This window comes from Ectothiorhodospira shaposhnikovii, assembly GCF_016584105.1.
Taxonomy (GTDB): Bacteria; Pseudomonadota; Gammaproteobacteria; order Ectothiorhodospirales; family Ectothiorhodospiraceae; genus Ectothiorhodospira; species Ectothiorhodospira shaposhnikovii.
In genome coordinates, this window is the sequence record NZ_NRSM01000002.1 from 151,472 (window position 1) to 164,798 (window position 13,327).

Genomic DNA, 13,327 nt, shown 5'->3' on the forward strand with positions numbered 1-13,327 from the left:
GGCTCATGCCTGCCCGCCTCCGGCCCCACGCGTGTCCGCCAATACTTCACGAATCTGTGTCAACAGGTCCATCTCCTGATAAGGCTTGCCCAGGTAACGGTTGACGCCGATTTCCATGGCTCTCTGGCGATGCTTGTCGCCGGTACGGGAAGTGATCATGATGATAGGCATGTGTCGAAGGCGGGCGTCATTGCGGATATGGGTCGCCAACTCGAAGCCATCCATGCGGGGCATTTCAATATCCAGCAACATCAGATCCGGCACCAACTCCTGGAGCTGGGCCACGGCATCCACGCCGTCCCTTGCAGTATGAACCTGATAGCCCTGCCGCTCCAGTGCGCGGGCAGTGACCTTCCGGATTGTAATAGAGTCATCCACGACCATGATCGTGGCAACCTGCTGATCCGTAACACCCTCCGAATGGGTGTCGTAGTAGGCCAGCCGCACACCGGCGCCCACCCGCACCAACGCGGGTATGTCCAGGATCATTACCACACGACCATCGCCCAGGATGGTGGCGCCGGCTATACCCTTCACCCTGGAGACCTGGGGCCCCACCTGCTTGATCACAATCTCGCGACTACCCAGCAACAAGTCCACATGCAGGGCAATACGATGATCCCCGGAGCGCACAAGCAGTACCGGATACATGGCATCCGGAATCTGCTGGGGGCCACGGGAGACTTTCAGAAGGGCGCCCAGATGCTTCACTTCATAACTATTACCCGCATATTCATAGGTGGGATCCTCAGCGGCATGGTAATCGGCCAAGTCGCTTCCCTGCATCCGCATGATGCCTTCGATGCTGGACAAGGGAATGGCAAATAACTCATCGCCAGCCTGCACCAGCAAGGCCTGACTGATGGCCAGGGTAAAAGGCAGACGAATCGTGAAAACCGTGCCCTTGCCTCTGGTACTGTCGATGGCCAGGATGCCCCCGAGCTGCTTGATCTCGCTGTTGACCACATCCAGCCCTACACCACGGCCGGAAATCTGGCTGATCTGGCTGGCAGTGGAAAAACCCGATTCAAGTATGAACTGCATCAGATCCTGCTCAGTGAGCAGGGAGGGATCACCGGCAAGCCCCAACCGTTCCACCCGGGCACGCACCGCATCCAGATCAATACCGGCGCCGTCATCCGACACCTCCAGAACCACTTCCGAACCTTCACGGCGCGTGCTCAACCTGACATGGCCGGTTTCATTCTTACCAAGCGTGCGGCGCTCATCGGGAGACTCGATACCATGGGAAATGGCATTGCGCAGCATGTGTTCCATGGGCGCCATCATCCGCTCCAGTACCGAGCGATCCAGTTCGCTGCCTTCACCCTCCACATCCAGCTCAACCCGTTTACCTAGCTCCGAGGCCGTCTGCCGAATGATCCTGCGCAAACGGGGAACGATGGTGGCAAACTGCACCATGCGGGTGCGCATGAGTCCTTCCTGAAGGTCAGTAGACACACGACTCTGCTGCAGCAACAGGGTTTCCGTATCCTTGACCTGATCGGACAGCAATCCCTGAATACTGGTAAGGTCGCTGATGCTCTCGGCCAAAGCCCGTGAAAGCTGCTGAATATTGGAATAGCGGTCCAATTCCAGGGGATCAAAATCCTCCTGCCATTTGGCCTCGCCCTGTTCCTGCTCATGGCGGAACAGGATCTGGGCTTCGGTTTCCAATTCAAGCTTGCGCAACTGCTCCCGAAGACGCTGGATGGTCTGCTCCAGTTCGCCCAGATTGAACCCGAAACCGGTAATCTGCTGCTCCATGCGGGCATGGAAGATATTGACTTCACCGGCGTGGTTCACCAGATTGTCCAAAACGTCGGAACGGAGTCGAACCACGTCCTGGCCCAACGCAGGGGCTGTACGTGCAGACGGGATCACCCCCTGGGCCGCTTCCGTATCCGATCGCAGAGGGATGACTGGCTCGGGCTGTCGCTCAAGCCCTGCTCTGGCGGAATGCTCCTCCCCCCCTTCAGAGGCGAGCTCAACGGACGAGGAGGCCTCTGTGCCCGCACCGGCATCCCCATCACCGATAAAGGCATTCAGACGATCCACAAGTTGCGGAACCTCTACCACGGTCTCGCCCTGGCCGGCCTGCTCGACCATGGTATTGAGCTGGTCAAGCGCCTGTCGGGCCACCTCGATCATGGGGGCTTCCGGCTCACGTCCACCTTCAGTCAAGGCGATCATGAGGCTTTCCAGGGCATGACTCAGATCACCGATGGCGGTAATCCCCGTCATGCGGGCCCCACCCTTCAAGGTGTGGAGTTGACGCTGGAAGGCCTGGACATGCTCCTGGTCGCTGAGTGACCCGGCCCAGAGATCCAGCGTGGCGTCGGCGGCATGGAGAATATCCACAGCCTCCTCCAGGAACAGAGAGATCAGCTCCTGGTCCGGCTCATCGGAGACGAAGGCAGGGAAAACATCATGGTCGGGTGACGGCGCCGTGGCTTCGGATAGCCCGAAATCATCCATCCCCGGCATCGTGGGCTCAAAGCTCGACATGGGTGCGGAATTCTCGGCATCCCGTGCCTGCTGAAGTGCCTCCTCCGCCTCCAGCCTCGTCTTTTCCTGGGCATGAAGATCCTGAAAGCGTGCCTCCAGGGCATCCGCCGTGGGCAACTCCGCCCCAGGCCGCCCCAAGGCGGAGAGCACTTCGAGCAGATGGGCACTCAGTGCACGCAAGTCAGGCAGCACCTCGGCAGGAACCGCTAGCCCAGACTCCTCAAGCAGACCCAGATATCTCTCACAGACACCACAGACCGAGGATATTTCCGGAATCTCGGCGGTACGGGCACTGCCATTGAGCGTATGGATGGCCCGCAAAAGCTCGGGGGTAATCTCAAGGCTGCGACCAGGCGACACCTGATCCAGCAGATTGTCCAGTGTACGAAGGTGCTGGCGGGTTTCCGCACCGTAAATCCCCATCAACTCACGATCAATGCGCGGCATCGCTTCGGGTTGATCGGAAAGCTCGGCTTCGGACGGAAGCGTCTCCTGCTCCGACGCGTCGTCCGGCGGCTCATTCCCCAGGTCCCGCAAGCGCTGCATCAGGGACTGGATTTCGGTGTGAGGGAATGCTTCTCCACGTATCTGAGCCACCAGATGAGGCAGCATGGCGCTGGATTCATCAAGCAGGGCCTTTAACTTCGCACTCGGCTGAATCTGCCCCTCGATCAACCGATTCAGCAGGTTCTCGTTGACCCAGGCAAATTCACCCAGCAGCTGCGCACCCACCAACCGTCCACTGCCCTTGATGGTATGGAAGGAACGCCGGAGCGTTGACAGCGCGTCCTCGTCCTCAGGGTTCTTCTGCCAGCGTGGCAGACACTCGGCAATGCGGGCCGCTTCCTCATCCGCCTCTTCCAGAAACACGTCGAGGATTTCCTGATCGGCCTCGTCGGTAAGAATGACCAGACCCAAAGGCTCACCCCCATCCGACCCGGATGATCCCGGATCCGCCACGGCAGGTGTATCAGGATGAGACGACGCATCGCCCGCTTCGGACTCGAGCCGGGGAATCACCAGCGTACTGTCGTCATCCCTGGGAAATACTTCATCACCCCCGGACTCAAGGGCAGGCGGAGACGCATCCAGAGGCGGCGCGGCAGGCTCCTCATCCTGAGGGGGGACCATCTGCTGCCCCTCCATCAGGAGGGTAAGATCCTGCTCCACCCCATCGTCCACCGCCTCCGAAGCCGGTTCCAGTCCCGGGAGGGGTTCCCACTTGACATCACCAGAGAGTTCGGACGGGAAGTCAAGTTCAGGCAGATCGCCCAGCGAAAACGGCGGCTCGGACTCGCCCGCTTCCGGCGCCGGATCCTCCGGCAAAGGGATCTCCGGCAACCCATCAGGGGCTGGCAGATCATGGTCGGGAACAGGGGCCGTATTGCCACCAGCCATCTCCTGCAGACACGCCAATGCCAACCGGCCACTCTCAAGAAAGGCTTCCGGGTTGCCCTGAGCGCTGTTCCTGACCTCAAGGGAACATTCCACAGCGGTCAGAACATCGGCCAGCAAGGCATCCTCTTCGGATCTCCGCCCATGCGAAGCACCCGAACACTGATCCTGGATATAGCCCCGCATCCCCTGAAGCAGGAAAACCTCATCGTCCAGCGACAGCCAGGACAAGGCGCCGATGAGCCCGTCCAGGATCTCGGGAACGCCATCAAGGGAAACGGCGCCATCACCCCCGTCCACATAAGCATTGATCGCATCCTTGACCCGCGCAAGATCGACCAACCCCTCAGTCAGCACCGCGGACAACAGGGCGCGTGATTCAGCCGTCGACCAGTCCTCCATGACTTCTGACAAGTCTTTTCTTCCCTCGACCTCCCCAGGCGTGGAAACCGCCGCGCTGATCGCCCCTTCCATGTTCAGCAAATTCGCAGCGGCATGCATCAACACCGCCTCGTCCGGGGCGGTTTGTCCTGCCATGATGGACTCTAGAATATCCGCTTCATGCAGCGCGATTTCACGGGGAGCCGCCATGCCGACCATCGCCATGGTATCAGCCATGCTGCGAAGCTTGTTCGCCAGGGGCCGCAACTCCTCCACCCGATGGCCACCGGTATGCATGAATACATCCAGGCTATCCTTGACATCCGCCAGATCTTCACGAATGACGTTGGATACAGTCAGCATGAGCTCCTGATTGGGGGCGCTGAGGCCTTCCTGGGCTGCGCGGAGCTCGGCTTCACCAGGCAGCAGCTCCTTCAGACGATAGGCTTCCTGAACGGAGCTAACCAGCACCCCCGGGGACGTGGCACGCCCCACGTAGTAAAGGAGATTGCGCTGCAGTTCTTCGGGAATCCGCGCCGCCATGGCGGCCTCACCATGCTCGATGAGATCACGGATCTGGCGATCCACCTGCCCCAGCAGCTGCTTGACGGTCACTCCAGCTTCCAGGCCACCCGACCGAAGCGCCTCGGCCAGGGCGCCGACGATCCAGAAAAACCGCTGCGCCTTCGCAACCCGGGCTCGACGACGCAAGCCGGCCACCGCCTCTTCAAGACGCTTTGCGCCCGCGGCCGCCGCGTTCCCCCTGATCAGGCTGATCAACCCCCGCTGGTATTGATGGCGACAAACCCGGGCGATGTCCTGAATATCCCCTTCAGACTCATCGGCACCCAGTGAGTCGGCCAGGGAAGCTCCACTGATTCCCGCCAGATCGGGAAAGAAAAAGACACCTTCGCTCAGGAGTGGAGCCTTGCGGACAGTACGCAGGTCATTGAGCAAGGGCAGAAGAACCAGGGGGACATCACGATGACCGACACGAAGATGCTCAAGATAATCCGGCAGCTGGAGGATGGTACGCATCAGGACTTCATAGGCATCTTCCCGCCCGGTGACATCACCGGACTCCAGCGATCGAGTCAGGGCGGACATCTCCCGAGCCAACATGGAGGCACCCTGCAGCTCCAGCAGTTGCAGTGTCCCCTCCACCTGGTCAAGCAGTCTCCGGGCTTCTTCCAGCTTTGCCGTCTGCCCGGCATCCTCGACATAGACTTCAAGGGCGGCCCGGGTTTCCGTCAACAGGATGTCCAGTTCCTTCTTGACCCAGCGCAGCGGGGAAAATTGTTGGCTTTCTAAAGTCATGATCTACCCTGTGCGCATGAACATGGGGCCTGTGCCGTTTACCCGACACGCTTGTTACGACCGTCTGCCCGCAGAAGAATCCGTTGCTTCGAGCACAACCGTTTCAAGCTGCTCGGACTGAGGCAACTTGAAACCGGAAACCGATTTACGCAGTTCCGAGGCGAGATTGGCCAGATTACCGATGGAAACGGCCGTCTCGTTGGTGCCATCGGAAGTCTGCATGGTGATTTCCTGAATGACGTTCATGGTATTGGAGATGTTCTGGGAGGCTTCGGCCTGCTGCCGGGCCGCCTTGGAGATGGTGGCGATCAGATCCGCGAGCTGATGGGACACCCCCTCGATTTCGGCCAGGGCATCCCCTGCATCAAAGGCAAGCTTGGCGCCACTGACGACGTTGGAAGTGGAATGCTCCATGGAGATGACGGCTTCATTGGTGTCGGCCTGAATGGTCTTGACCAGGGCCTCGATCTGCCGGGAAGCATTGGATGAGCGTTCGGCAAGCCTCTGGACCTCGTCCGCCACCACCGCGAAACCCCGTCCCGCCTCTCCGGCGGACGAAGCCTGGATGGCGGCATTCAGGGCCAGAATATTGGTCTGATCCGCGATGTCGGTAATCAGGCTCACGATATCCCCGATCTCCTGGGAAGATTCGCCCAGACGCTTGATTCGCTTGGATGTCTCCTGGATCTGTTCGCGAATGGTGTCCATGCCGTCAATGGTCTTGCGTACCGTCAGGGCACCCTTGGAGGCGATCTCCACAGACTTCTTGGCCACATCGGCCGATGTTTCCGCCGAGCGTGATACCTGCTCGATGGAGTCGGCCATTTCGGTCACCGCACCGGAAGCGGAGGCGATCTCCCTGGCCTGATGATTCGAGGCTTCCGCAAGACGAAGAGCCGTGGCCTGGGTTTTGACGGCAGACGTCGAAACCTGCATGGCGGTCTGGTTGATGGTGGTTACCAGGCTTCTCAGGGCGTCAATGGCGTAGTTGACCGAATCCGCGATGGCCCCGGTGATATCCTCCGTCACCGTGGCGTGGACGGTCAGATCACCTTCCGCAAGGTTGGTCATTTCGTCAAGCAAACGCAGGATGGCGCGCTGATTGCGGCGATTTTGTTCCGTGGTAACGGCAAGACGGCGCTGGGCATCCTGATAGAAGAGATAGGCCAGCAGACCCAGCACGCCCACGGTAGCGATGGCAAAAAGGTAACCCGCAAAGATCCAGACACTACCGCCTCCGGCGTGCTGGTCCAGGGCCTGCTGAAGCACCGTGACAACATTCAACAGACTGGAGGCCTGATCCTGGATGCGGCCGGATGCCTCGGCCAGCTGCACCATGTTTTCGATCTGGACCACCAGACCTTCAACATCGGCGCGAAGCTCGGAATGGATGGCACCAAGCTCACGCAGGACTTCCGCCTCCCCCGCAGGGATGGCGGCAATGGACTGCAGGCGAAGGAGTGCGTCTTGCAGATCGGCAGCATCCTGCTCAAGCCGGCCACCGGCCACCGGCAGATCAACACCCCGAAGGATGAGCGCCAGGTCAAGCTCCATGCGCTGAGTCAGGACGGGTAAACGGGAAACCATGTAGACCGTACGCAAATCCGCCCCCGCATCCACCATTCTGGCGGCGAGGGCATCGGCACGCGCCTGCAGATTTGACAGCGATCGTTGCAGATTAGCGGTATGACCCAATGCGGCCGCCAGGGCCGGCTCGTTGTCCAGTACGGTCGTGATGTGCCTTCGATAGTTGCCCCAGGCAGATTCGACGCTCAGTAATGAGTCAACGATCACGCCCGGCACCGGTGGCAATCCCCGACCCGGATCTCCTTCACGCAAATGTGTCAAGGTCTGATCAAAGCGATCCCTCTGACGGCGCAGCTCATTGAATACCGTGGGCTGTCCGGACATGGCGTCCCTGGACAGGGCGGCGAGACGCTGGCTCACCACACGCTGCTCCGACGCGAGGGCGGCGTGGTCCCGGGTGTTGGCCACCTGACCGGTGTGAAGCACGAAAGAGATGGCGGTCAGCAGCATCAGGACAACCAGCAGCCCGGCCAGCAGCAGCATCCCCCTACTGATACCCAGTCTGCCTGCTGCGTCACTTGAAGACGATTTCATCAATTAGATTCCTCTGACCCATTGCGCCGTGAAAAACGGCTCAACATCCCATATGTGCCCGCGGCTCACGCCGAGATATTCATGAACTCCGGTTCATTCACCAGCTTCCAGGGACTGAACACGGCCAGATGCTCCGCTCCCCTGCGGAATGCCCCGGATAAAAATGGCCTGAATTGTTCATCCACCGCCGGCAGGTCATCCGTTCGCTCCTGCTTCCAGTAATGTTTCATGCCTACTACCGCCTCGACCATCAGCCCTGCGTAGACACCTTGATAATTCATTACCAGTAAACGGTGACGTCTCGCCTCACCGGACAGGTTATCGCCGAAAAGGTAGCCATGCAGATCCATCATGGGCAGCAGGTTGCCACGCATGTTGGCGATGCCAAGTGCCCAGTGTTTGACACCGGGTATGCGAGAAAAGGGTGGGGGCGTCAGGATTTCCGCCACTTGCTCCATGGGGGCCAGGAGTTGTTGGCCGTGCAACTTGAACAAAACCCCTTTCCAGGCGCCACGAAGTTCATCCTGAATCGGCAACTGTCCACCGAGGGAACGCCCCTTATGCTCGACTTCAAGCAGGTAAGAGAAGGGATCTTCCATCGCATTCGTGGTCACGGAGGCCCCCTTCAGGACAGAATCTCCTTAAGGCTCTTGATCAGTTCCTTTTCCCGCACCGGCTTGACGATGTAGTCACGCGCGCCCTGCCTCATGGCCCAGACCCTGTCGGTTTCCTGGTCCTTGGTGGTCACCATGATGACAGGGATGCTGGCCGTCTCGGGATCCTGGGAAAGCTGGCGGGTCGCCTGGAAACCATTCAACCCCGGCATGACCACATCCATCAGAACCACATCGGGCTTGGCCTCCCGGGCCCTGGTCATCCCTTCCTCGCCGGAGGAAGCCGTGATGACCGAATAACCATTTTTTTCCAGCATGGTGCAAATCACGTGAAGCTCGGTGGGTGAGTCATCGACCACCAGGATACGCGTCATGACAACTTCTCCGAATTGAATTTTCTGCCCAGAAGGGAATTCCGAAAGCAGAATTGCATTAATGACCGACGACGGCTGGAACGGACAGCAGTCGCCGGGGTGTAACAGCCCAAACTGCGAAGTCCCTGCTACTGCTTGCGAACGTGCTGGCGTATCGCCCCCAGCAGATCATCGCGAGTAAAGGGTTTGGTCAGGTACTGCTCGGAGCCCACGATCCTCCCGCGGGCCTTGTCGAAAATACTGTCCTTGCTGGAAAGCATGATCACGGGTGTCTGCCTGAATACCCGGTTATGCTTGATCAAGGCACATGTCTGGTAACCATCAAGCCGCGGCATCATGATATCCACGAAAATGATGTCCGGCTTGTGCTCGGCGATCTTGGCCAACGCCTCGAAACCGTCGGTGGCTGTCACCACTTCGCATCCATATTTCTTGAGTAAAGTCTCTGCAGTGCGACGAATCGTCTTACTATCGTCGATCACCAACACCTTGAGACCGGAAAGATCCTCTTGGCCTTCATTGCCATCCTGGGTGTATTCGTTCACACCGCCCCCGATGCAGCTGCTGTTTGCGTACGGAATGTGAATTTACTCCATGGTCTGCATCGGTATCAAACACTACCGCCGGATTCTGACGGTACCCGGATGGTGAGAAATCTCCGCCACTCCATTATCTTGTGCATAGATTGAATAAATTGCACCCACTTGACCCCAGATCGTACGAGGTTGCCCGATGAACGGCACTCAGATCCGCCTGGGCGTGGTCATGGACCCCATCCAGACCATCCAGCCCAAGAAGGATTCCACCCTGGCCATGTTGCTGGCAGCCCAGGAAAGAGGCTGGCAGATCCATTATATGGAGCAACATGATCTTTGGATGATGGAAGGACGTGTCCATGCCGCGACACGCCCGCTGGCGGTGCGTGACGACCCCGGCCGGTGGTTTGAACTGGGCCGGCCCGAGGAACACCTCCTGGCGGATATGGATGTGGTGCTGATGCGCAAGGACCCGCCGTTTGACATGGAATACATCTACAGCACCTACCTGCTGGAGCTGGCCGCCGCGGAAGGCTGCCTGGTGGTGAACCGTCCCGCCAGCCTCAGGGACGCCAACGAAAAGCTCTTCACCGCCTGGTTTCCACAATGCTGCCCACCCAGTCTGGTCACCCGCAACCAGGCGCGTATCCGGCAGTTCATGGCCAGCCAGGGTGAGATCGTGGTCAAGCCCTTGGACGGAATGGGAGGGGCCTCCGTATTCCGCCTGGCCCCTGGGGACACCAACGTGGGCGTGATCCTGGAAACCGTCACCGACCACGGTCGGCGCTGCGTCATGGCCCAACGCTTCCTGCCGGAATACCGTCAGGGCGACAAGCGCATCCTGCTGGTGGACGGTGAGCCAGTCCCTTACGCCCTGGCCCGCATCCCGGCGGAAGGGGAAGGTCGTGCCAACCTGGCCGCCGGCGGTCGCGGAGAAGGCGTGCCGCTGACGGAAAGGGACCGCTGGATCTGCGCCCAGGTGGGGCCGACTCTTCGGGAAAAGGGGCTGATCTTTGTCGGCCTGGACGTGATTGGCGACTACCTGACTGAAATCAACGTCACCAGCCCCACCTGCATCCGGGAACTGGATGCCCAGTTCGGTCTCGACATCGGCGGACAACTGATGGAGGCCATCTCCCGTCACCTGAGAGACAAGTCATGACGCTGTCCCGCAAGACCCGACACCCCATCCCGGCGCTTGCTCTGCTCCTGTGCCTGACACTGCTCCTCGGCGCCTGCGAACGCCCGGAGATCCATCGGGATCGCTTTCTCGCCTTCGGCACCCTGGTGGAACTCAATATCTATACCGCGGATCGTGAACTGGCTGCCCGGGCCTCGGAGTCGGTGCGGGCCGACCTGGATTACATGCATCGCGCCTGGCACGCCTGGGAACCGGGCCCCATGGGCAGGACCAACGAACTCCTTGCCACCGGCCTGCCTTTTTCAGCCAACCCCTCCGTGCTGCCCCTGATTCTGGATGCCCAGCGCCTGCATGAAGCCAGCGAGGGCCTGTTCAACCCGGCCATGGGCGCCCTGTTCGCCCTATGGGGATTCCAGTCGGACGACCCCCGGGGGCCCCCGCCGCAGCCGGAACAGATCAGAGCCATCCTGGAGCAGATGCCCAGCATGGCCGATATCGAGATCGACGGTATCCGCATGCGTAGCCACAATCCCGCCGTGAGGCTGGATCTCGGCGCCTATGCCAAGGGATACGGCATCCGCGAAGCCATGACGCACCTGCGGGACATGGGCGTGGAAAACGCCATTCTCAATGCCGGCGGAGACCTGATTGCCATCGGCCGCCCCGGCAACCGCCCCTGGCGAATCGGTGTCCGCAATCCCGACGGCAATGGCGTCCTGGCATCCATCGAGATCAAGGGGGATGAGGCCATATTCACCTCCGGGGATTACGAGCGATACTATCTTCATGAAGGCGAGCGCTATCACCATATCCTGGACCCTCGCACCGGACAGCCGGCCCGCGGCACCCGTTCAGTGACCGTGATTCACTCCGATGCCGCCGAGGCCGACGCCGCCAGCACCGCACTCTTTATCGCCGGCCCCGAAGACTGGCCCCGCATCGCCGCCGGACTGGGTATCGACAAGGTCATGCTGATCGACGACAACGGGCTTGCGCACATGACACCCGCCATGGAAAGGCGGGTGAAATTCGAAGGCAGCGCGCCGGAGATTCGCATTACCCCGCTTCCATGATGATGACTCGCGCCGACGCCCTGGTGATTCTGCTGTGCTCCCTGCTGGTGGCGGGCAGCTATGCCTGGCTGTGGACCCCTGCGGCCCCGGCCACCCAGGTGCGGGTGGTTGCCGGTGACCGGGAAGTAGCCCGTCTGCCGCTGGATCAGCCCCGACAACTGGAAGTCGCCGGCCCCGCCGGCATCACGCTGGTGGAGATCCGTGATGGCGCGGTACGCTGCGCGGCCTCACCGGGTTCCCAGGGCATCTGCCAGCAGGCCGGCTGGCTGCGCCAGGCGGGCGACATGGCCGTCAGCCTGCCCAACCGGATCATCATCGAGGTACTGGGAGACGAATGGGTGTTCGACAGCGTGAACTACTGATGATGCTGCCGACAACACGCGAAGACCATCGCATCGCCTGGCTGGCCGCCCTGGCCATTGCCATACATATCCTTGAAGCCGCGATACCCAGCCCGCTGCCCGGCGTGAAACCCGGGCTGGCCAACGTCATCACCGTCCTGGTGCTGATGCTGTTCGGCTGGCGAATGGCTGTGTGGGTCACCGTGCTCCGGGTGCTTGCGGGCAGCCTGGTGATCGGCACCTTCCTCAGCCCCACCTTCCTGCTCAGCGCCGCCGGTGCCGCCTGCAGCCTGGCCACCCTGGGCCTCGCCCATCGGTTTGCCGGGGCACGACTGAGCCCCCTGGGGTTGTGCGTCCTGGCGGCCCTGGCGCACATGTCAGGCCAGTTTCTGCTGGCCTGGTGGTTGTTCATACCCCATCCCGCCCTGCTCAAGCTACTGCCGGTCCTGCTGAGCTTTTCCCTGGTGTTCGGACTGGTGAGCGGTACAATAGCCGCCATGATGTATCAGCAGGTTTCCCGATCTCCATGAACGCCATGATGGCCACCCAACCCCGCGTCACCGCCAACGACCGACTGAGCCTGACCCTGTTCGTGGCCGCCGCCGTGCATGGCATCGTGATCCTCGGTCTCGGCTTTGAATACTCATACTCCCGGGCGAAGGCACCCAATCCCACCGTGGATGTCGTCCTTGTCCAGACCCGGGCGGATACAACCCCGGAAAAGGCCGAACTGATCGCCCAGGCTGACCAGATCGCCAGCGGACGGGACGATCCGGAGGGGCGTCCCAGCAGCCCATTGACGTCCCCCATGCCTCTGCCCACCGATGGGCTGGCCCAGGAGCAGGTGATGGCCGCATCCCCCGACCCGGTCCCCAGCGAAGCCGTGGAGCTGATCACCTCGGTTTCGCCCGATACGCCATCAGCCCCGGAACAGATTCACCAGACCCCCACGCCTCAACGGGACCTCAGCGCCAGAGAGCTGGTTGAACGCAGCCTGGAAATGGCCCGCCTCAGTTCAGAACTGGCGGAAGTGGACCGGTATCTGGCCCCGCGCGCGCGCACGCACTATGTGGATGCCCTGAGCGCGAAATCCGCGGTGGAGGCGGCCTATGTGGATGCCTGGGTTCGCAAGGTGGAGCAGGTGGGCAATCTCAACTATCCGGACGAGGCCCGCCGCCGGCGGCTCAACGGCTCCCTCATCCTGAGTGTGCTCATAGGCCAGGAAGGTCAGGTGATCAGCATCGAGATAGGTGCCAGTTCCGGGGAGAGGGTTCTGGATGATGCCGCCCGCCGCATCGTGGAGCTGGCTGGACCTTACGCCCCGTTTCCCGCCGAAATGCGCAGATCCTATGACCAGCTCATGATCACCCGCACCTGGGTATTCCAGGGCAATCAGGGTGTAAGAACCCGGTAGGGACTGGGATGGGCCAATCACTCCCACGCTCGCGGGAGTGATTCAAAGGGAACGTTTTCAGTGCGTTCCCAGCCTGAATTCCCACAAACAAGACTCCGGGTGCAGCGGGAAC

Annotated in this window: 10 protein-coding genes; 5 read left to right on the forward strand and 5 right to left on the reverse strand. The window is 60.8% G+C overall.

All coding sequences use genetic code 11. From position 1 onward, the window contains the following. Positions 1–3: 3 nt before the first annotated feature. The 5 genes from CKO35_RS01945 to CKO35_RS01965 all read right to left on the reverse strand — a co-directional run bounded on the left by CKO35_RS01945 (position 4) and on the right by CKO35_RS01965 (position 9,255). The gene (locus CKO35_RS01945; protein WP_242466959.1) at positions 4–5,601 is read right to left on the reverse strand and encodes a FimL-related protein; all 5,598 of its coding nucleotides are present in this window, start codon (positions 5,599–5,601) and stop codon (positions 4–6) included. 54 nt (positions 5,602–5,655) lie between these two features. Continuing rightward, positions 5,656–7,722: a methyl-accepting chemotaxis protein gene (locus CKO35_RS01950; protein WP_200172032.1), complete on the reverse strand. Its 2,067-nt coding sequence runs from the start codon at positions 7,720–7,722 to the stop codon at positions 5,656–5,658. A 65-nt stretch (positions 7,723–7,787) separates the two neighbouring features. Beyond that, positions 7,788–8,321 (reverse strand): chemotaxis protein CheW, encoded by a 534-nt coding sequence (locus tag CKO35_RS01955; protein WP_200172034.1) that lies wholly within the window; start codon positions 8,319–8,321, stop codon positions 7,788–7,790. 26 nt (positions 8,322–8,347) lie between these two features. After that, positions 8,348–8,710, reverse strand: a complete 363-nt coding sequence (locus tag CKO35_RS01960) for a response regulator (protein WP_200172035.1) — start codon at positions 8,708–8,710, stop codon at positions 8,348–8,350. A gap of 128 nt (positions 8,711–8,838) precedes the next feature. After that, entirely contained in the window at positions 8,839–9,255 is a 417-nt protein-coding gene (locus CKO35_RS01965) for a response regulator (RefSeq protein ID WP_200172037.1), read from the reverse strand. Positions 9,256–9,442: 187 nt separating this feature from the next. Here CKO35_RS01965 and gshB point away from each other — a divergent pair, with 187 nt between their 5' ends. The 5 genes from gshB to CKO35_RS01990 are packed head-to-tail and all read left to right on the forward strand — an operon-like array spanning position 9,443 to position 13,215. Continuing rightward, positions 9,443–10,408 carry a glutathione synthase gene (gene gshB / locus CKO35_RS01970; RefSeq protein WP_200172038.1) on the forward strand — a complete coding sequence of 322 codons (966 nt, stop codon included), beginning with the start codon at positions 9,443–9,445 and terminating at the stop codon, positions 10,406–10,408. Further along, complete coding sequence (locus tag CKO35_RS01975; RefSeq protein ID WP_200172040.1) at positions 10,405–11,460, forward strand: FAD:protein FMN transferase; 1,056 nt, start codon at positions 10,405–10,407, stop codon at positions 11,458–11,460. The genes gshB and CKO35_RS01975 overlap by 4 nt, the downstream gene beginning before the upstream one ends. Continuing rightward, positions 11,457–11,822, forward strand: coding sequence for a NusG domain II-containing protein (locus tag CKO35_RS01980; protein ID WP_338031740.1), 366 nt, complete (start codon positions 11,457–11,459; stop codon positions 11,820–11,822). The genes CKO35_RS01975 and CKO35_RS01980 overlap by 4 nt, the downstream gene beginning before the upstream one ends. Next, positions 11,822–12,331: a Gx transporter family protein gene (locus tag CKO35_RS01985; protein WP_200172205.1), complete on the forward strand. Its 510-nt coding sequence runs from the start codon at positions 11,822–11,824 to the stop codon at positions 12,329–12,331. Before CKO35_RS01980 ends, CKO35_RS01985 begins: the two co-directional genes overlap by 1 nt. After that, positions 12,328–13,215 carry an energy transducer TonB gene (locus CKO35_RS01990; RefSeq protein ID WP_200172042.1) on the forward strand — a complete coding sequence of 296 codons (888 nt, stop codon included), beginning with the start codon at positions 12,328–12,330 and terminating at the stop codon, positions 13,213–13,215. The genes CKO35_RS01985 and CKO35_RS01990 overlap by 4 nt, the downstream gene beginning before the upstream one ends. The last annotated feature ends 112 nt before the right edge of the window (positions 13,216–13,327 follow it).